Annotated in this window: 14 protein-coding genes and 1 tRNA gene; 4 read left to right on the forward strand and 11 right to left on the reverse strand. The window is 64.1% G+C overall.

Annotated features, from left to right (window positions below; all coding sequences use genetic code 11):
- Positions 1-87 precede the first annotated feature (87 nt).
- Both GPL20_RS26030 and GPL20_RS26035 read right to left on the reverse strand, forming a co-directional pair.
- Positions 88-1,536: a DNA sulfur modification protein DndB gene (locus tag GPL20_RS26030; protein ID WP_157332987.1), complete on the reverse strand. Its 1,449-nt coding sequence runs from the start codon at positions 1,534-1,536 to the stop codon at positions 88-90.
- Between the two features lie 349 nt (positions 1,537-1,885).
- Positions 1,886-1,975 (reverse strand) — tRNA-Ser (locus tag GPL20_RS26035).
- A gap of 194 nt (positions 1,976-2,169) precedes the next feature.
- Here GPL20_RS26035 and GPL20_RS26040 point away from each other — a divergent pair.
- Positions 2,170-2,511: a hypothetical protein gene (locus GPL20_RS26040; RefSeq protein ID WP_157332990.1), complete on the forward strand. Its 342-nt coding sequence runs from the start codon at positions 2,170-2,172 to the stop codon at positions 2,509-2,511.
- Between the two features lie 127 nt (positions 2,512-2,638).
- On the opposite strand, the gene GPL20_RS26045 is transcribed toward GPL20_RS26040, so the two are convergent.
- From GPL20_RS26045 to GPL20_RS26055, 3 genes are all read right to left on the reverse strand, one after another.
- Positions 2,639-4,102, reverse strand: coding sequence for a trehalose-6-phosphate synthase (locus GPL20_RS26045; protein WP_254126144.1), 1,464 nt, complete (start codon positions 4,100-4,102; stop codon positions 2,639-2,641).
- A 237-nt stretch (positions 4,103-4,339) separates the two neighbouring features.
- A complete protein-coding gene (gene otsB, locus GPL20_RS26050; protein ID WP_157332993.1) occupies positions 4,340-5,167 on the reverse strand; it encodes a trehalose-phosphatase in 828 nt (275 codons plus the stop codon).
- Between the two features lie 3 nt (positions 5,168-5,170).
- Positions 5,171-6,658 carry an MFS transporter gene (locus GPL20_RS26055; protein WP_157332996.1) on the reverse strand — a complete coding sequence of 496 codons (1,488 nt, stop codon included), beginning with the start codon at positions 6,656-6,658 and terminating at the stop codon, positions 5,171-5,173.
- A 182-nt stretch (positions 6,659-6,840) separates the two neighbouring features.
- On the opposite strand from GPL20_RS26055, the gene GPL20_RS26060 reads away from it, so the two are divergent.
- Positions 6,841-7,215, forward strand: a complete 375-nt coding sequence (locus tag GPL20_RS26060) for a DUF3175 domain-containing protein (RefSeq protein WP_157332998.1) — start codon at positions 6,841-6,843, stop codon at positions 7,213-7,215.
- A 190-nt stretch (positions 7,216-7,405) separates the two neighbouring features.
- Here GPL20_RS26060 and GPL20_RS26065 read toward each other — a convergent pair whose 3' ends face one another.
- Together GPL20_RS26065 and GPL20_RS26070 are read right to left on the reverse strand one after the other, a co-directional pair.
- On the reverse strand, positions 7,406-9,439 hold the full coding sequence (locus tag GPL20_RS26065) for a methyl-accepting chemotaxis protein (protein ID WP_157333000.1): 2,034 nt from the start codon (positions 9,437-9,439) through the stop codon (positions 7,406-7,408).
- A 387-nt stretch (positions 9,440-9,826) separates the two neighbouring features.
- Positions 9,827-11,866: a methyl-accepting chemotaxis protein gene (locus GPL20_RS26070; RefSeq protein ID WP_157333002.1), complete on the reverse strand. Its 2,040-nt coding sequence runs from the start codon at positions 11,864-11,866 to the stop codon at positions 9,827-9,829.
- A 260-nt stretch (positions 11,867-12,126) separates the two neighbouring features.
- On the opposite strand from GPL20_RS26070, the gene GPL20_RS26075 reads away from it, so the two are divergent.
- Together GPL20_RS26075 and GPL20_RS26080 are read left to right on the forward strand one after the other, a co-directional pair.
- Positions 12,127-13,293: an FIST N-terminal domain-containing protein gene (locus GPL20_RS26075; protein WP_254126148.1), complete on the forward strand. Its 1,167-nt coding sequence runs from the start codon at positions 12,127-12,129 to the stop codon at positions 13,291-13,293.
- Positions 13,290-14,648 (forward strand): hybrid sensor histidine kinase/response regulator, encoded by a 1,359-nt coding sequence (locus GPL20_RS26080; RefSeq protein ID WP_347340044.1) that lies wholly within the window; start codon positions 13,290-13,292, stop codon positions 14,646-14,648. Before GPL20_RS26075 ends, GPL20_RS26080 begins: the two co-directional genes overlap by 4 nt.
- A gap of 15 nt (positions 14,649-14,663) precedes the next feature.
- On the opposite strand, the gene GPL20_RS26085 is transcribed toward GPL20_RS26080, so the two are convergent.
- The 4 genes from GPL20_RS26085 to GPL20_RS26100 all read right to left on the reverse strand — a co-directional run bounded on the left by GPL20_RS26085 (position 14,664) and on the right by GPL20_RS26100 (position 19,296).
- Complete coding sequence (locus tag GPL20_RS26085; RefSeq protein ID WP_254126152.1) at positions 14,664-15,353, reverse strand: response regulator; 690 nt, start codon at positions 15,351-15,353, stop codon at positions 14,664-14,666.
- A gap of 100 nt (positions 15,354-15,453) precedes the next feature.
- On the reverse strand, positions 15,454-16,140 hold the full coding sequence (locus tag GPL20_RS26090) for a response regulator (RefSeq protein WP_157333006.1): 687 nt from the start codon (positions 16,138-16,140) through the stop codon (positions 15,454-15,456).
- A 123-nt stretch (positions 16,141-16,263) separates the two neighbouring features.
- Positions 16,264-17,460, reverse strand: coding sequence for a c-type cytochrome (locus GPL20_RS26095; RefSeq protein WP_157333115.1), 1,197 nt, complete (start codon positions 17,458-17,460; stop codon positions 16,264-16,266).
- Positions 17,461-17,580: 120 nt separating this feature from the next.
- Positions 17,581-19,296 carry a PQQ-dependent methanol/ethanol family dehydrogenase gene (locus GPL20_RS26100; protein WP_246250988.1) on the reverse strand — a complete coding sequence of 572 codons (1,716 nt, stop codon included), beginning with the start codon at positions 19,294-19,296 and terminating at the stop codon, positions 17,581-17,583.
- Positions 19,297-19,402 lie beyond the last annotated feature (106 nt).

Raw genomic sequence — 19,402 nt, forward strand, 5'->3', positions numbered from 1 at the left:
ACATATCTAGCTGAGCCGTGAGAGCCGTCTGTTACTTTCGAGGGACTTGGGGCCTCGGGCGACACCGAGGCCCACAACCGGCGACTTTCAGAACCGACTGGGCAATTGGAGCTTCCAACGAATCATGTCTGCCAGAAGAGGGAAGATATCGTTGTGCTTGGCTCCGAAGCGCATGAAGCCACTTTGCTCACTTCCGACGTCTCTGTTTGCGCCATCATCAGGCGGCAAGTACCGCGCTAAATCGGCAAGGCCGGCCTTCTCGCGGTCCTCGACACTCATTCCGTAATAATTCCACATCGGATTCCTATGCGAGAAATCGATGGTATTCAGACCGTCGAGAAACTGATCGAACAGTTCGTCAGCCGCTTCAGGCCTCCGGTTGCTGAAGTTCAAATCGTACGTGATCTTGGCCAAGGCTTTTAACACCACAGGCTGAGCCGCTACGGTTTGTTCCTTTGCCCGATCGCTTCCAAAGTGCGGGATTTCGATGATCCGCTCCCAGAGACGCAACACCTGCGGCTCTCTTGGCTCGATAACTGCCGGCGTTGCACCGGAAATGTTGCCCTTGTTCATAAACGCGATAGCATTAATGGCGACCACGTCTTTCAACGTGAGGCCGCCAGTATCTTCCGACCAATCTTTCGGCTCTCGGTCGGAAATCTGAATCGCCAGATCGCCCGCCAAGCGGTTCTTGATAAACGCAGTGATCGGGTTGGAGCTGTCGAACTGCAGCGCGAGAGAGGGATCTACTTTCTTTCCAAGACGGTTCAGATCGTGGAAGAGCTGCCGCTCTTGCATAATGTCGAGCCCAAGATGGACTTCGATTGAAAGGGTCGCATATGATCTGGCTGCGTCGTACGCTTCGTTCCAAACCACCATTTCGTCTTCGGATACTTCTGCTCCCTTGGCAGGGAACAAGACAGCAGACTTCGCCGGGTAACGGCCGGTGCTCCTGACCGCTTCGAGGAACTCCATCGCTAGGTCAGCCCCCTTGCGCCTGTGTTGCCCATCCACAACCCAGAGGGTGTGACGTTCCGAAAGGTAGACCTTGAATGCCGCCGTCTCGCCGCTAATCGTCTCAAGACGAACGCCGCGGATGCCACCGGCACCCGTCCCCCCAAGGGGAATGTTGCGGATGTTACAAACCAGCGGCTGTATCGAGAAGTAGGGCTGTTCGCCGAGCGCGTGGAGAATTTGGTCGAAGGCTGGAAGCGCTGGCTTGTCTGTCACCTGGCGCTTCAGCTTGGCCGCTGAAACGAGACCCTTCACCATGTAGGCCGCCAGCTTCTTGGCGTGAGTGGGGTCGAGCGATCGTTGCGCTACCGGCCCCGCTTCGCGGTCATTCGCCACGTCCGAAATATCTTTGAACTTCCGGAACGGCACTGACATCGTGAAGACGCGATGCCCCAAATTGTGCCCAATAAACACATTGTAGGGGAACTCATTTACGTCCCCGGTCTCGACCAGGGTGTCGAGCGAGTCTAGCTCTTGCTGGGTCTGCAGCGGAGTGGGCAGCGCGCCGGCTTTGGCATACATTGGGTATCTCCTCAGATGGAACTTTCTGAGGCCAGAAATATCCCAGGGACATTGTTTTAGCAATGCCAGGGATAAAAATTTTTATTCCCAGGGATTTTTAAGGACTAAGCCCAGGTTTAAGCTTGCACTTTCCGGCGCGGCACCGTTGAAAACATACCGTCGGAGAACGGGCGAACAGTCGATGGAAGTGCTCTGCCGGCTAAATTGGCCTTTTGCGGATTCGTACTACGAACGCCTTTCCCGAATAGGGGCCCCCCGTGACAAAAAAATCGCAGGTGGGGACCGGGTGGGGAAGGATAGAATAGACAATCTATTTTTTGAATATTTCCAGATGCTTATTCGAAATGCGTGGCGGAGAGAGTGGGATTCGAACCCACGGTACGGTTTCCCGCACACACGCTTTCCAAGCGTGCGCCTTAAGCCACTCGGCCATCTCTCCGGAGCGCCCTCTCTTGAAGGGGCGCCGATGATTTTGCAAGGGATCGCGGCGGAAACCGATGAATTTTCCGCAACATATTGTATTTACAGGAGAATACCTGGTACCGATCGGCGCCAGACCCACCCGCCGGCTGAACCCGCGGCGGGTTTGGGGCGACGATTCACGTGAGAACGCCAAACTCGCCAGGGGACGCCATGACCATCCGCAAGACCATCGCCGTGCTGGGCCTGATTTCGGCCCTGGGTATCGCCCTCGCCACGCCGACAGCCGCGCAGGTCTGCACGCGGCAAGGCGTCGACGTCAGCTGCGACGACGGGCGGCGCGGGGTGCTGTCGGGCGATGCCATCATCTGGCCGGACGGGACACGCTCGAGCGCCTCGCCGCATCCGAGCGTCATCATCGGCAACAAGAGCTCGGTGCATGTCGGCCCCGGCGTGTTCGTCGGCCAGGGCAACGGCATGGTGCCGATGGACGATCCCAACGCGCCGAACAAGCGGCGCTGCGCGATCCTGGATGGGGTGTCGTATTGTTATTGAGGCTGGATAGGCGCTGCGCCTCCGCAGCATACCGTCGTGCCCGGGGCTTGTCCCGGGCATCCACGTTCCTGACGTCCAGGGATTGAGGCGTGGATGGCCGGGACAAGCCCGGCCATGACGCAAGACCTCAGATCAATCGCACACCGGAGATCGCCGACTTCAGCCAGCGCAGTGCCTGCGGAGGCTGCGCTGCGAGCGGCGCGACCGCGGCCTTCTGGGTCCGGCACTTTTCCAGCTCGGCGACGAAGTCGGACGACCATTGCTGGATGGTGTGGCCGCGCAGCTTCTTCATCATCACCTCCCAGCGCATCTTGCGCTCGGGGAGCGGCATCGCAGCCGCGATCGCGATCGCGCGCGCCATGCCGTCGATGTCATGCGGATTGACCAGCAATGCCGTGTCGAGCTCGTTGGCGGCGCCCGCGAATTTCGACAGCACCAGCACGCCCGGATCCGCCGGGTTCTGGGCCGCGACATATTCCTTGGCGACGAGGTTCATGCCGTCATGCAGCGGCGTCACCACGCCGATCTGCGCGGTACGATAGAGGCCTGCGAGCACGGCCTGGCTGAAGCCCTTGTTCAAGTATCGGATCGGCGTCCAGTCGACCTCGCCGTGGCGGCCGTTGACGTCGGTGACGAGACGCGCCACCTCGTTCTGGAGATTGCCATAGGCCTCGATGCCGCCGCGCGACGGGTTCGCGATCTGGAGCAGCGAGATGCCGCGCAGGAATTGCGATTGCTCGCTCCAGAGCCGGTCGAACGCGCTGATGCGGTTGACGAGACCCTTGGAATAGTCGAGCCGGTCGACGCCGATGGCGAGACGTTCGCCATTGAGGCTGCGGCGCAGCCGCGAGACGTCGGGATGCGAGACCGATTTCGCGGCATATTGCGCAAACTTCTCCGCGTCGATGCCGATCGGGAAGACCTCGCAGCGGGTACGGCCGTACTGCGAGAACGCAACACCGTCCTCGATGGTGAGGCCGAGCTCGCTGCCGACATAGCCGAGGAAATTCTGGCGGTCCTCCTCGGTCTGGAAGCCGAGGAGATCGTAGGCCAGCATCGCCGTGATCAGCTCGCGATGATTGGGCACGCCCTGCACCACCGCGGTCACCGGCCATGGCGTGTGCAGGAAGAAACCGATGGGATCATCGACGCCGAGATCGCGCAGCTCGGCGCCGAGTGCGAGGAAGTGATAGTCCTGCACCCAGAATGCGGTCCGCTGCTTGCGGAAGCGCAGCAGCGCGCGCGCCATGAAGGCGTTGACCTCGCGATAGCTGAGATAGTCGCCTTGCGAGACGCGGATCAGGTCGCTGCGCGAATGCAGCGCCGGCCACAACGCCGAATTGGCAAAACCCTCGTAATAGCCGCCGTAATGCGCCGCCGGCAGATCCAGCGTGGCGAGCGCGCCCGAGCCGAGCGCCTCGATCTCCGCGAACGGTTCCTTCTGATGGCCGTCGCGCACGCGGCCGGAAGAGCCCACCCAGATCGCACCCGAATATTCCACCACGGGAAGCAGAGCGGCCGCGAGGCCGCCCGTCATGGGCTCGTTCGGTTTGCCTCGCGCAACACGATTTGAAACGACGACTAAGTTCACAGGTCGTCCCCTCCTGTTCATTCCACCCCGTTTAACTGCCGTTCATCAATATGGTTCCTGTCATCATTTCTTCGGATTGAAACCAAAATCGGGCGCACGCGTTGGAACCAGTTTCCTTGCGTGGAACCCGGCGATTTCATTGGGAAATGGGATTTCGGGCAGCGGTTTCGCGGCAGTACGACTGTCGCCCGCAATGGAACAGCGCGCGCGACAATGTGGCTCTGAAGTGTCGATGCCTTATTCTAACCTTGTATCGTCGAGCAGGCGCGCAAGAAACGCGCGCACATCGCTCGGCGCATCGAAATGACCGTTGACGCCCATGGCGCGGCGGCCGACGGAGAAGGCAAGTCCGTTCATGTCCGGCATGATCGCAAACACGGTCTCGTCCGTGACGTCATCCCCGATAAAGAGCGGACGCCGTCCCCTGAACGGTTCGTGCTTCATCAATTCGCGCACGCCGCTCGCCTTGGTGAATCCGGAGTGCTTGATCTCGCAGACGAACTTGCCTGGCAGCACCTCGATCGGCGCATTGGGCAGATCCGCGCGGATCAGCGAGACGGATTCGTAGATCGCCTTCTCCGCATGCGGTGCGAGGCGGTAATGCAGCGCCAGCGAATAGCCCTTGTCCTCGAGCAGGATGCCGGGGCTGAGCTTGGCGATCGCGGCGAGCCGCCGCTTCAGCTCCTTGTCGAGGGGCGGCGCGTGGACGTCATCGGCTTCACTGTCCGCCGACAGCCGCATCTCCGCGCCGTGACCGGCGACGGCGCGGAACACGTCGGGCGCGAAGATCAGATCGATGTCGTTGAGCGAGCGGCCGCTGACCAGCGCCAGCGCGCCGGAGGTGCGTTCGACCAGTCGGTTGAGCGTGTCGGACAGGCCCGGCGGCACCCACACCTCGCGCGGGGTCGGCATCAGGTCGAGCAGCGTGCCGTCGATGTCGAGCAGGATCGCGGTCTCGCCAAGATGCGGCACAAGCGCATGCGGCACCGGCACCGAGTCGGGCACATCGTCGTCGGGAATGGTGCGCTTCTGCTCCAAGGTCATGTCCGCAAGTTCCGATTTCATAGTCTACTCCATAAAGGCGAGCGGCCGCGCGATATGTTCGAGCGATTTTCGCTCCGCGGCGACGGCGTAGCGCCACGCGACGATCGCGGCCGCGATCATCAGGACAGCCCCCAGCAGATAGCCGGCGAACACGCTGGTGCGTGATCCCGTGTCGATCAGCGCGCCGAACAAAGCCGGGCCGATCACGCCGCCGATGCCGGTGCCGACGGCATAGAATACCGCGATCGCCAGCGCGCGGACCTCCAGGGGGAACGTCTCGCTGACGGTGAGATAGGCCGCGCTCGCCGCCGGCGAGGCGAAGAAGAAGATCACCATCCAGGCGATGGTCTGCCCCTGCGCACTAAGCGCGCCGATCGAGAACAGATAGCCGGATAGCGCCAGCAGCACGCCGGATATGCCGTAGGTGAACGTGATCATGGTGCGCCGGCCGAGCGTATCGAACAGGCGGCCGAGCAGCAGCGGGCCGAGGAAGTTGCCGGCGGCGAAGGGCAGCAGATACCAGCCGACGTGATCGGCGCTGATGCCGTAGAAGTCGGTAAGCACCAGCGCGAAGGTGAAGAAGATGGCGTTGTAGAAGAACGCCTGGGCGCTCATCAACACGAGGCCGACCATTGCGCGCTGGCGATAGGCCGAGAACAGCGTGTGCACGACCTCGCTGATCGGCGTGTGATCGCGCATCTTCAGGCGGATCTTGGTGAAGCGCCCGGCGCTCGCATCCTGGTCACCACCGATCACCGAACGCTCGATATCGTCGACGATCGCGTGGGCCTGATCGGGCCGGCCATGGATCATCAGCCAGCGCGGACTCTCCGGGATCCACATCCGCATCAGCAGCACGACGAGACCGATCGCCGCGCCGATGAGATAGGCGAGACGCCAGCCGAGATCGGGACCGATCAGTGCGGGATCGAGCAGCACGATGGCCGCGACCGCGCCCATCGCGGCGCCAATCCAGAAGCTGCCGTTGATGACGAGATCGGTCCAGCCGCGATAGCGCGCCGGCACCAGCTCCTGGATGGTCGAATTGATCGCCGTGTATTCGCCGCCGATGCCGGCGCCGGTGAGAAAGCGAAACAGCGCGTAGCTCGCAATATCCCACGACAGCGCGGTCGCGGCCGTCGCCGAAAGATAGACCGCGAGCGTGATGAAGAACAGTTTCTTGCGGCCGATGCGGTCGGTGAGCCAGCCGAAGCCGAGCGCGCCGAGCACCGCGCCCGCAAGATACGCTGAGTTGGCAATGCCGAGATCGAGATTGGAGAACTGCAGCGTCGGGCTCTGCTTCAGCGCACCGGACAGCGCGCCGGCGAGCGTCACCTCGAGGCCGTCCAGGATCCAGGTGATGCCGAGCGCCAGCACGACCCGGGTGTGGAAGCCGCTCCACGGCAGCGCGTCGAGGCGCGAGGGAATGCTGGTCTCGATGATGCGATCGGCTGCCGCCGCAGCAGGGGCGGCAGGTTCATAGTTCAGCGCTGGGCTTTGCTGCAATTCCATCGCGTTGCTGGGTCTGACCAATGGAAGCGGGCCCCGGTTCACACGATGTGGACGCGGCCGATCCGATCATGGGGTGCGGCATTCCGCCTGCCACCTGCGACAACGTCTGCGGCGAGAGCAGGTTCCCGCAGGAACGGCTCCCGGGACCGCTCGTTTCCGAAGGAGCCGCAAGGAGTTGACGCATGGCTCACGTCAGAAAGACGACACATTCGCGCAAAACAGCTACACGCAAGAAGACCAGCGCGAAGCGCACCACGACGGCGCGCAAGAGCACCAAGCGCGCTGCACCGAAACGTTGGTCGCTGCGCGTGACGAACGAGAGCGATGCGCTCGATCTGAAGCGCGGCGTGTTCAAGCAGACCAGCGCGAAGAAGATCGCGGTCTCGCTGAAGCGTTCGGCCGAGCACAGCTCACGGCGCAAGGCCGGGGCGTACCGCTCGGCACTGTCAATGCTGACCTTCTACATCAACCGCGCCGGCAAGACGCTGCCGAAGACGCAACGCGCGCGGCTGGAGCGGGCGAAGGTGGAGCTGAAGCGAGCGTTCGGGAAGGCGTAAGCTTCGCGCTCGTTACTCCACTGTCGTCCCGGACAAGCGCAGCGAAGCGGAGCGCAGATCCGGGAACCATAGCCACAGGATGCGGTTTGGCGCGAAGCTGGTAACTCCTAGTCTTCGCCCAACTCCTTCCTGGGGTTATAGGACCCCGCCTTCGCGGGGACGACAGTTGAGTACGAGGCGACAGAGGTGCCTACGCCGCCCGGATATTCCCCATGAAGCGGTCGAGCTCGGCGCGCAGGCGGGTGCTTTCCGATGACAGCGTCTTGGCCGAGTTCAGCACCTCTTCCGAGGCCGAGCCGGTCTCGGCGGCGCCGCGGTTGACCTCGCCGATGTCGGTGGCCGCGGTCTGGGTGCCCTGCGCGACGGTCTGGACGCTGCGGGCGATCTCCTGGGTCGCGGCGCCCTGCTGCTCCACCGCGCTCGCGATCGAGGTCGAGATCGACGAGATCTGGCCGATGGTCGCGCCGATCTCCTTGATCGCGGCAACCGATTCGGCGGTGGCGCCCTGCATGCCGGCGATGTGCGAGGAGATCTCGTCGGTGGCCTTCGCGGTCTGGCTCGCCAGCGACTTCACTTCGCTGGCGACCACCGCAAAGCCGCGGCCGGCTTCACCGGCGCGTGCCGCCTCGATGGTGGCGTTGAGCGCCAGCAAATTGGTCTGCTCGGCGATCGCGGTGATCAGCTTGACCACTTCGCCGATCTGCTGGGCGGCATGCGAGAGCTTGCCGATGCGGCCGTCGGTCTCCTTGGCCTGCACCACGGCGGCTTCGGCGATCCGGCTGGAATCGCGGACCTGGCGGCCGATCTCCTCGACCGAGGCCGAGAGTTCTTCCGTCGCGGTCGCGACCGACTGCATGTTGGAGGAGGCCTGCTCGGAGACGCCGGCGACCTGGCTCGACAGGCTCTGCGTGGTCTCGGCGGTGCGGGTCAGCGTCGAGGCTGCCGATTCCAGCTGCACGGCCGAGGCCGAGACGTTGGAGACGATGGCGCCGACCGCGCTCTCGAAATCGTCGGCAAAGCGGATCAGCTCGGCGCGGCGGCTTGCGGCCTGCTCCCGGTTCTGGACTTCGCTGGCGGCGGCATCGCGCTCGGCCTTGGCGACCGCCTGAACCTTGAACTCCTCGACCGCGCCGGCCATCTCGCCGATCTCGTCCTTGCGGCCGAGACCCGGCAGCACGACGTCGAAATTGCCTGAGGCCAGCTCGCGCATCGCCTTGCACATCGCGATCATCGGACGCGAGATACCGTTGCCGAGCATCCAGGCCAGGACGGCGCCGATGGCGAGGCCGCCCAGCGCCAGCATCAGCATCAGCCGCTCGGTCTCCCCGATCGTCGCATTGGCACTGGCCTCGATGCGCTGCTGGTCGGCGGTCAGGTCGGACCGCAGCTCGGCCGAGAGCTTGAGGATGGACCCGGCCGTCTTGGTCATCTCGCCGTTCAGTTTGACGATGACCTTCACGTTCTCGGTCAGCTTTGCGAAGGAGGTGCGATACTGCTTCAGGAGATTGCCGATCTCGGTGACGCGGTCGGTGATCTTCTGGTCGCTCGCATAGATCGAGACCAGCAGCGTCTCCAGGAACTTGATGCGGGCGATCACGCCGTCGGCGGTCTTCGGCTCCGGCTTGGCAACGAAGGCGCTGACCGAGGTGGAGACCGCAAGATATTGCGAGGTGACGTCCTTGGCCGTGGTCTGGACCGATGCAAGCCCCGCCAGCGCGGCGGTGTCGGCGAGGTCGTCGAACTTGAAACGGATCTTGTTGCCGACGCTGTTGAGCTCATCGGCAGCGATCTTGTTGTTCTCGCGCGTCAGGGTGATGATCTCGCCGAACACCTTCGTGAAGCGCTGGAATTCGGCCTCGAGCTTGCCGACCTGCTCGCGGCGGGCCGCGCCGGTGGTCGCAGACATCGATTTGGCGATCGCTGCCTTCAGATTCTCCTCGGCGGCCCTTGCGGCCGTCTCGTCGTCCGCGGCACCCGTCAGCGTATAGGCCCGTGCCAGTCCCTGATAGGCGATCAGCTCGCGATCGACGGTGCGTGCCAGATCGGCTTCCGACACGCTGGTCCGATACGAGGCCACGGCGCCCGCGATTCGCTCGAAGCCGAAATAGGCGAAGGCCATGCTGACTGCGAGGATGGCCAGCACCGCCACAAAGCCGAGGATGATCTTGGCGCGAAAGCGCAAATTGAGCAGATTCGATTTGTTCGGCTTGGATTTGACGGACATCCCCCACCCCATTCCATTCGCGGAAAACCAGGCGCAGCCCGGGAGCAGCCCGCTCCCTGACTCGTCAGCACGGTAAGGGGCAAAGGATAAGCGGCGGTAAAGATTGCGATGTCGCAACCAGCGGTTAGGTGACGCGGAAATGGTCAGCGCGCCGTCAAACGTTAAAGCCGAGTAACCGGCGTCAATCTCCGCTGTCGTCCCGGACAAGCGCAGCGAAGCGGAGCGCAGATCCGGCCCCCCCGCGCGAGCGCCTGCGCTCGTCGCGATAACCACAGGGAGCGGATTCGCGAAGACTCGGAATTGCAAGATCGTCCCATAACCGCTCCTTGTGGTTATGGGTCCCCGCCTTCGCGGGGACGACAGTTGAGTACGAGGCGACAGAGGTGCCTACGCCGCCCGGATATTCCCCATGAAGCGGTCGAGCTCGGCGCGCAGGCGGGTGCTTTCCGATGACAGCGTCTTGGCCGAGTTCAGCACCTCTTCCGAGGCCGAGCCGGTCTCGGCGGCGCCGCGGTTGACCTCGCCGATGTCGGTGGCCGCGGTCTGGGTGCCCTGCGCGACGGTCTGGACGCTGCGGGCGATCTCCTGGGTCGCGGCGCCCTGCTGCTCCACGGCGCTCGCGATCGAGGTCGAGATCGACGAGATCTGGCCGATGGTCGCGCCGATCTCCTTGATCGCGGCAACCGATTCGGCGGTGGCGCCCTGCATGCCGGCGATGTGCGAGGAGATCTCGTCGGTGGCCTTCGCGGTCTGGCTCGCCAGCGACTTCACTTCGCTGGCGACCACCGCAAAGCCGCGGCCGGCTTCACCGGCGCGTGCCGCCTCGATGGTGGCGTTGAGCGCCAGCAAATTGGTCTGCTCGGCGATCGCGGTGATCAGCTTGACCACTTCGCCGATCTGCTGGGCGGCATGCGAGAGCTTGCCGATGCGGCCGTCGGTCTCCTTGGCCTGCACCACGGCGGCTTCGGCGATCCGGCTGGAATCGCGGACCTGGCGGCCGATCTCCTCGACCGAGGCCGAGAGTTCTTCCGTCGCGGTCGCGACCGACTGCATGTTGGAGGAGGCCTGCTCGGAGACGCCGGCGACCTGGCTCGACAGGCTCTGCGTGGTCTCGGCGGTGCGGGTCAGCGTCGAGGCCGCCGATTCCAGCTGCACGGCCGAGGCCGAGACGTTGGAGACGATGGCGCCGACCGCGCTCTCGAAATCGTCGGCAAAGCGGATCAGCTCGGCGCGGCGGCTTGCGGCCTGCTCCCGGTTCTGGACTTCGCTGGCGGCGGCATCGCGCTCGGCCTTGGCGACCGCCTGAACCTTGAACTCCTCGACCGCGCCGGCCATCTCGCCGATCTCGTCCTTGCGGCCGAGCCCCGGCAGCACGACGTCGAAATTGCCCGAGGCCAGCTCACGCATCGCCTTGCACATCGCGATCATCGGACGCGAGATGCCGGTGCCGAGCAGGAAGGCGAGGACCGCGCCAAGCAGCGTGCCGCCGACGGCCAGCATCAGAATGAGCTGCTCAGTCTGTCCGATGGAGGCTTCCGACTCCGAATCCAGCCTCTGCTGCTCGGCGACGAGGTCCGCCTTCATGGCGGTGGCGCCCTGGAGGATCGCTGCCGCCGAGCTGCTCATTTCGGTGACGAGCTCGTCGACCATCTTGGCGTTGGCAGTCAGCTTCTCCAGCGCGTCGCGATAGGCCACCAGCAGCGCCTTGGCGTCCTTCAGGCCGGCGACGATCTTGTCGTCCATGGAATAGATCGCGCCGAGCGAGTTCTCGGCGAATTTCAGCCGCGCCAGCGCGCTTGCCGCTACCGCCTGGTCGGAGTTGAGGATGAAATTGCTCGCCGCAGCACTCGCGGTCTGGAACTGGGCGTTGACCTGCTTGGTGCCGAATTCGATCGCCTGCGCCTCGGCGTCGGAAGCGTTGTTGCCGATGTCGTCGAGCTTGTATTTCAGCAGGTTGGCGTTGCGCTGAAGCTGGTTCTGGACCAGCAGCGCGCTGTCGCGCTTGGCTTGCAGGATCTTGGCGAAGGTCGCGGAGAAGTTGGAAAATTCCTTGGCGAGCCTGTTGAGGCTCTCCTGGCGTGCCGGCCTCTTGGCACTCTTGATCGCCTGATCAATGGCATTCTTCAGGCTGGCTTCGGTGTCCAGCGCTGCCTTGGCGTCATCTTCCTTGCCGGTGACCACGAAGTAACGGGCGGCCGAGCGATAGGCGAGCAGCTCACGGTCGATGTTGCGGGCAAGGTCGGCCTCCGTGACGCTGGTGCGATAGGAGCCGACGCCCGCGGACACCCGCTCGAAACCGAAATAGGCGAAGGCCATGCTGCCGGCGGATATCACCAGCACCGCCGCAAAGCCGAGGATGATCTTTGCCCGGAACTTGAGGGTTGGAAATTTTACGCGCTTTGATGGCGACGAGACGCGCCCGGACATTCCCACCCCCCTGATTCCTGAATTCTTGCAGCGACGCGGCCTGGAAGCAGCCCCTTCCGGACCGGCGATGAAAATTAGGGCAGAATCGTCAAGGGGCGGTAAATTCGTCCATCCCGCTCTCCGCAAAGGCCGCTTCGCGCAGCACGCGCGCTCCGCGGGGACTGGTCGCCGTGTTGCGACCAGACCAAAAAGGCCATACTCTTTGGACACTTGTCAGGCACTTGGCATCAGACCAAGCGGGTCTTCGAGGGAGAAACGGAGTGGGGCAAACCGACTTTCGGTTTGGCGGTGCGTCCGGCGTTGCCGTCGCAAAGTCGAAGGCCGCGGGCGCCGAGCAAGCCGTTGCCGACCTCGCCGCCCAGCTCCCATCCGACGAGCTGGCGCTCATTCTGCTCTTCGTCTCCCCCAGCTACGATCCCCACCAATTCATCGCGGAGATCGGCCGGCGATTCGACGGGGTCCCGGTCTGCGGCTGCACCACCGCCGGCGAGCTGGCCCCTGACGGCTGGGACGAGAACAGCGTCGTCGCCCTCGCCTTCAGCCGCGCCGACTTCTCGGCCGTGGTGCGCCCCATTCTCAATCTCGACAATTTTCGCGTCGAGGACGGCCGCAGGATCGGCGCCGAGCTCCGGCAGGAGCTGCTGCGGGTGTCCTCCCAGGTCGAGCGCGGAAATCCGTTCGGCCTGGTCCTGATCGACGGCCTGTGCCGCCGGGAAGACGCGGTGATGTCCGCGATCTATGCCTCGCTGGACGACATTCCGATCGTCGGCGGATCCGCGGGCGACGGGATGCGCTTCGAGAGGACCTGGGTGTTCCTCGACGGCAAGGCGCACACGAATGCCGCTCTCCTGATCCTCTTGAGCACGTCGCTGCCGTTCCGGGTTTTCAAATGCGACAATTTCGAACCGCGACCGCAGAAGATGGTGGTCACCGAGGCCGACATCGAGAAGCGAACCGTCAGGGAGCTGAACGCCGAGCCCGCGGCCCAGGAATATTCCCGGGTCGTCGGGATCATGGACGCCAAGCTCGATCCGTTCTCGTTCGCCTCGCATCCCGTTCTGGTGCGCGTCGGCGGCTCCTACTATGCCCGCTCGATCCAGCGCGTCGAGCCGGACGGCTCGCTGCACTTCTTCTGCGCCATCGACGAGGGCATGGTGCTGACGGCGGCGACGTCGCGCAGCCTCGTCGGCACGACGCGCGAGGCTTTCGCGGAAACGCGCGACCAGATCGGTGAGGTCTCGCTCTATATCGGTTTCGAATGCCTGCTGCGCCGGCTCGACGCCGAGCAGCACCAGCTCGCCCGCGACATGTCCGAGCTCTACCGCCAGAATCGCGTGGTCGGCTTTCATACCTACGGCGAACAGTTCGGCTCGATGCACGTGAACCAGACGTTCACGGGCGTCGCCATCGGCAGGCGCACCTCGTGACCGGGCTCTGGCAGGATCCCGAAACGGTCGAGCAGCTGCAGCGGGAAACCGCGAAGCTGAAGAAGATCAATGCAGCGCTGATGTCCCGCGTCGAGCGCTCGATGGACCAGCAGCTCAACGCCTTCTCGCTGTTCGAGACGGCCATCGCGCTCGACCGCCAGGTTCGGGACCGGACCTACCAGCTGCGCGAGGCGCTGCATTCGATCGAACGCGCCAATGAGGGACTCTATCGCGCCAAGCAGCAGGCCGAGGCTGCAAGTTCGCTCAAATCGTCCGTTCTGATCTCGGTCACGCACGACCTGTTGCAGCCGCTGAACGCGGCGCGCCTGACGCTCTCGGCGCTGGCGGAGATGATGGAGGCGCAGGAAGCGGGCCTGCTGATCGACCAGGTCGACCGCTCGCTGGTGACGCTGGAGGATCTGTTGCGCTCGCTGCTGGAGATCGCCAAGCTCGACGCCGGCGCGCTGAGGCCCGACGTGCGTCCGTTCGCACTCGCGCCGCTGTTCGAGCAGCTTCGCAACGAATTCGCGCCGATCGCCGCACGACAGGGCCTGTCGTTGCGCATCCGCAACTCGCCGCTCGCGGTGTCGTCGGACGTGATGATGCTCCGACGCATCCTGCAAAATCTGCTCGCCAATGCCATCCGCTACACCCGCAGCGGCGGCGTCGTGATGGGATGCAGGCGCCGAAACAACCGCATCTGCGTCCAGGTCTCCGATACCGGACCGGGAATTGCGCAGGCGCAGCAGGAAGCCATCTTCCGCGAATTCCAGCGCGGCGAAGCCAGCGCAACCGACCAGGCCGGGTTCGGACTCGGCCTCTCCATCGTTCGCCGCTTCGCGACGGTGCTCGGACACGAGGTCCGGCTGTCATCGCAGGTCGGCAAAGGATCGACGTTCGTACTGGAGCTCGAGCCGGCCGACCTCGCCGAGGTGAGCGACGAGGTGCACGAGACCAAGCTCACCGAACGTCAATATGGCGGGCTCGAAGGCGCCAAGATCCTGCTGGTCGAGAACGATCCATCCGGCTCGGAGGCCATGGCGGCGCTGCTGGAAGGGTGGGGCTGCGATGTCGCGACGACGCGATCGGCGGCGGAGGCGCTGCTGCGCCTGAGCGAGCTGGGCGGAGCACCCGACGCGGTCATCGCCGATCTTCATCTCGATCACGGCGAGAGCGGATTGTCGGCGATCGCCGATATCCGGCAGCAACTGAAGCTCGACGTGCCCGCGATGATCATCACCGCCGACTATTCCGAGAAGGCCGCCAAGCAAGCGAGCCTCTACGGGCTCGAAGTGTTGAAGAAGCCGGTCAAGCCCGCCGAGATGCGTGCGCTGTTATCGTTCCTGCTGACCTGAAGCGCGGCCTGCCCGCTACTCGGATTGTGCGCGATCGTGCTTCGCCCGGGTCCCCTCGCTCGCCAGCGTCGCGAAATCGATCTTCGACATTTCGACGATCGCCTTGGAGCGGCTCAGCACATTCAGCTTGCGCAGGATGTCCGAGACATGGACCTTCACAGTCGTCTCGGAAATCTTCAGCTCATAGGCGATCTGCTTGTTCTGCAGGCCGCGCTTGAGCATTTCGAGGACCCGCAATTGCTGCGGCGTCAAATCGTGCAGCCGTTTCAGCAGCTCATGAGCGGGACCTGGGGCTCGCCGCGGCCGGAGTGCACGATAGGCGTTGGGAATACAGACGAGGCCCCGCAGCGCCTCGCCGATTGACTGGGCAAGCTCCTGCTTGGACGAGGATTTGAAGATGTAGCCGGACACGCCGAGCGACAAGGCGCCGGAGATGATCCGCGGATCCTGATGCCCCGACACGATGACGACGGGGACCTTCGGGAAGGCCTTGCGGATGCGGACGATGCCCGAGAGGCCGGTCGTGCCCGGCATCGACAGATCGAGGAGAAGGAGATCGAGTTCGGCGCCCGCGGACAGCTGCTCCAGCGCGCCGTCGACCGACGTCGCCTGCAGGATCTCGGCCCCCGGCGCCACCATTTGCAGCGCGCCTTCGAGCGCCTCGCGAAACAACGGATGGTCTTCGACAATCAGAAATCGCGTCACGCGTGAGCCATTTCCAAATCGTTGCCGGGTTCGAGCTTGAAGCGAGGATGCATCAGCCGGCTCAGGCCGGGTTGATCCAGGTCAAGAATGACGGCGCGGGTCATTGCGGCCTCCCGCGGTCGCCCCGCGCGCAGGCGCGGCTCCGGGGATCGGGCAGGTCCATCTTGCCGATCTCGATGATCGCCTTGTTGCGGCTGAACAGTCCGAGCTTGCGCAGGATCTCGGTGATGTGCGCCTTGACCGTGGATTCGGCGAGCTGCAGCTCCTGCGCGATCTGCCGGTTCGGATAGCCGCGACGAAGCAGGTCCAGGACCCGAAGCTGCTGTGGCGTGAGCTCGCGGAGCTTGACCTCGAGGGCCTTGCTGGTCTCGGCCTTTCGCCGCTGCGGCGTCGCCACGAAATCGCGCGGCACCGACACCGATCCGGAGAGCACGCCCTCGATCGACCGGGCCAGCTCGCGCTTCGACGTCGACTTCGGGAGATAGCCGGCTGCACCGAGCGCCAGCGCTTCGCGGACCACATGCTGGTCCTCCTCGCTCGACACGATGGCGACCGGCAGACGCGGATATGTTTCGCGCAGACGGAGAAAACCGGAGAAGCCGGTCGCATCCGGCAGCGACAGATCGAGCAGCGCAAGGTCGATCCCCTGCTCGCCCGACAGGATCTGCAGAGCGTCCTCGATCGACATCGCCTCCAGGATGCGCGCCTCCGGCAAGGCCAGCCGCACCGCATTGCCCAGGGCTTCGCGAAACAGCGGATGATCGTCGATGATCAGGAAGCTGGCCATGGCGCCTTCCAAAAAATCCACCGCACGAGCGGCAGCAGCGCACCCGTCCTGCGCCGGTCCGGCATCGGAAAGATACGGGATCGACGCTACCACATCTTCCCGATCCCGTCCGGTCAAGGCCGTTCAGTCGTTCGATTCGACCTGAACCGTCAGCAGGAAGGCGTAGATGCTGTCGAACTGGTCGTCGGTGTAGACCTCCTTCCAGGCCGGCATGCCCTTGGCGGGCCGTCCCTCATGCACGGTCTTCCGGAACGTGTCGCGCATGTCATCGCCATAGCGGTGACGCAGGAGCCGCAGATCGATCTTCCGTTCGCTCTGGATGGCGTCGGGGCCGTGGCAATGCGCACAGGTCCCGTTGAAGATCTCCTTGCCTGCGCTGACGGTCTCCGCGCTGGGCGCAGATGCATCGCCCTTGGTCTCGGTCGCCACCACATTTGCGACCTGCGTCGCGCTCGGCCCGGGACCCGCGCCGGTCGTGATTCCCGCCGGCACTGCCTGAGTCGCGCCGAGGCGGACCGGCTGTCCGCTCGGCAAGCCGTATTTCACCGCGAGGTCGGCGATCGTCCCCTGGAGCGTCGGCAGGATGGCGTCGACGCGATCGCGGAGCTCGGTCGAAGCCTTTGCGAAGCCGATGGCCGCATCCCATGACAAGCCTTCGCCTTCGGTGATCTGGATTTGATAGCGATCATTGTAGGCGGTCTTGTTCAACCAGCCGGCGACGGGCCCCCAGATGAAGGCGACGTCGGCCTTGCCCTGATCGAGCGCCTGCATGGCCTCCTCGGGCGACAGCACCGTCACCTTCCGGATATCGTCGCGTGTCGCAAGAAGGTTTTGTGGTGTGCTGGCATACTGGACGGCGACACGCTTGCCCCTGAGATCGTCAACGCCGCCGATGGCCTGATCTCTCGCCGCGACCAGGACGTAGCCCTCCTTCGCAATGGTGCCGGAGAAGATCACGGCGGGCCCCATGAAATCCTCGGAGCGCGGCAAGCCGATCATGGCGTCGCATTGCTTGCCCAGCAGCGTGACCCGCACGGTCCGCTTGCCGAAATAGGATTTGTACCAGTCGTAAGTGATCGGCTGGCCGAGCGCCTGTGCCAGCGCCTGGCCGATTTCGACATAAAAGCCCGGCTGCGACGGATTATCGCTCGAGAACGGCAGATTGGTCGGATCGGCGCACAGACGGAACGGCTTCGCCTCGTCGGCGTGAGCGGTTGCGAACGGCGCGATCATCGCGGACGCGGCGGCCCATGCGAGCAGCCCGGTAACGGTACGATTTCGGCTCTTGCCGCTTCCTGGATTGATCGGACGCATCCTCATCTCCGGCAATTGGGAATTGTTGGACCATGGGTTGCGGCACACGATCTGGCCGATGCCGTCGCCGCGCGATTTCGAGAAAGCGCGCGCGTATCCCGTCACCTGGGATACGCGCGCGAGTCGTCACTGGACGGAGAACACGAAGAGCGAACCGCCCTCGGGGGCTGCGGCCGTCATCTTCTTTCCAACCTCGCCCAGGAACGCGGGCAATGCAGCCGTGCGGCCGACGACGATGGCGACATATTGCTTGCCGTCGACGCTGTAGGTCACCGGGCCCGCGCCGATGCCGGAGCCGAGATTCTTGCTCCAGAGCACCTTGCCGGACTTCGCGTCGATGGCGCGGAAGTCGCCATGGATGTTGCCGGCGAACACCAGGCCGCCGCCGGTGGTCAGCGTGCCGCCGTTGAACGGCAGGTCTTCCTTGATCGACCAGACCTTCTTCTGGGCGACGGGATCCCAAGCCACGAGCTCGCCAAGGAAACCGCCGGGACCTTCCTTGGTCGGGAATTCGGCGCCGAGATAGAACACGCCGCGCTTGTAGGCGACGTCGGAGACCGACCAGTCCATGCAGACATTGTTCGAGGGGATGTAGACGAGCCCGGTCTGCGGATTGAACGACATCGGTTGCCAGTTCTTGCCGCCGATCAGGTTCGGACAGATGTCCTTGGCGGGATGGCCCGGCCCCGGACGCTTGTCGGGATCCTCTTCCGCGCGCATGGTCTTGACGTCCCACTTCTTGGCCCAGTTGGAGAAGACGTATTTCTCCGCCGAGAGCACCTTGCCGGTCTCACGGTTGGCGACGAAGAAGTAGCCGTTGCGATCCGCCTTCATCAGCGTCGGAACGGTGCTGCCGCCGATCTTCAGATCGGCGAGCACGGCCTCGTTGACGCCGTCATAGTCCCAGGCATCGGCCGGCGTGGTCTGGATGTGCCACTTGATCTTGCCGGTGTTGGGATCGAGGGCGAGCGTCGAGGCGGTGTAGAGGTTGGTCAGCTTGCCGAAATTGCCGTCGCCGGTCGAACGAACGCCGGTATTCCACGGACCGGGATTGCTGGTGCCCCAATAGACGGTGTCGCTCTTGGGATCGTAGGAGCCGACCAGCCAGGCGGCGCCGCCGCCATGCTGGGCGGAATCGCCTTTCCAGGTATCGCCGCCGGGCTCGTCCGGGCTGGGAACCGTGAAGGTCTGCCACACTTGCTTGCCGCTGTTGATGTCGAAGGCCTGGAGCGAGCCGCGCACGCCGTACTCGCCGCCGCCGAAGCCGGTGATGACCTTGTCGCGCACGACCAGCGGGGGCGAGGTGATGACCGAACCCTGCTTGTAGTCGACGACCTTCGTCGTCCACAGCGACTTGCCGGTCGCGGCATCGAGCGCGGTCAGCTTGCCGTCGAGACGGCCGACGAAGATCTTGCCATCCGCATAGGAGACGCCGCGGTTGTTCACGTCGCAGCAGGCATATTGCAATACGTCTTCGGGAATTTCGGGCTCCCAGGTCCACTTGCGCGCGCCGGTCGCCGCATCGAGCGCGTAGACGCATTTCGGGCCCCAGGAGCTCGACACGTAGAGCGTGTTGCCGACGACGATCGGCGAGGATTCGTTCGAGCGCAGCGACGCCAGCGAGAACGAATAGGCGAGCGTCAGCTTGCCGGCGTTCTCGGTATTGATCTGCTTGAGCGGGCTGTAACGCGTGTTGCCGTAGTCGTGGCCGGCAACGGCCCACTGGTTCGAATCCGATTGCGCCTTGATCAGCGAGTCGTTGGCACGGATGCCGGACGTGCCGGCAGCCAGCATCGCAATCATCGAAATACCAGCCAAAAAGCCCTTCGTTCCAAAGGTCATGTATTCCCTCCGCGGTGTTGTTGTGCGCGCCATGTTAGGCGTCTGAGCGCGCTGCGCTCGTGATGCGCAGTTTGCCTGCGAGCCATCGTTCGAAATTACAGCATCG

This window comes from Bradyrhizobium cajani, assembly GCF_009759665.1.
Lineage (GTDB): Bacteria > Pseudomonadota > Alphaproteobacteria > Rhizobiales > Xanthobacteraceae > Bradyrhizobium > Bradyrhizobium cajani.

Excerpts from the sequence above, each read along its gene's own strand:
- GPL20_RS26030 (WP_157332987.1), bottom strand. The coding sequence starts at position 1,536 with ATGTATGCCAAAGCCGGCGCGCTGCCCACTCCGCTGCAGACCCAGCAA.
- GPL20_RS26040 (WP_157332990.1), top strand. The coding sequence starts at position 2,170 with ATGACCATCCGCAAGACCATCGCCGTGCTGGGCCTGATTTCGGCCCTG.
- otsB (WP_157332993.1), bottom strand. The coding sequence starts at position 5,167 with ATGAAATCGGAACTTGCGGACATGACCTTGGAGCAGAAGCGCACCATT.
- GPL20_RS26055 (WP_157332996.1), bottom strand. The coding sequence starts at position 6,658 with ATGGAATTGCAGCAAAGCCCAGCGCTGAACTATGAACCTGCCGCCCCT.
- GPL20_RS26060 (WP_157332998.1), top strand. The coding sequence starts at position 6,841 with ATGGCTCACGTCAGAAAGACGACACATTCGCGCAAAACAGCTACACGC.
- GPL20_RS26065 (WP_157333000.1), bottom strand. The coding sequence starts at position 9,439 with ATGTCCGTCAAATCCAAGCCGAACAAATCGAATCTGCTCAATTTGCGC.
- GPL20_RS26070 (WP_157333002.1), bottom strand. The coding sequence starts at position 11,866 with ATGTCCGGGCGCGTCTCGTCGCCATCAAAGCGCGTAAAATTTCCAACC.
- GPL20_RS26090 (WP_157333006.1), bottom strand. The coding sequence starts at position 16,140 with ATGGCCAGCTTCCTGATCATCGACGATCATCCGCTGTTTCGCGAAGCC.
- GPL20_RS26095 (WP_157333115.1), bottom strand. The coding sequence starts at position 17,460 with ATGAGGATGCGTCCGATCAATCCAGGAAGCGGCAAGAGCCGAAATCGT.
- GPL20_RS26100 (WP_246250988.1), bottom strand. The coding sequence starts at position 19,296 with ATGACCTTTGGAACGAAGGGCTTTTTGGCTGGTATTTCGATGATTGCG.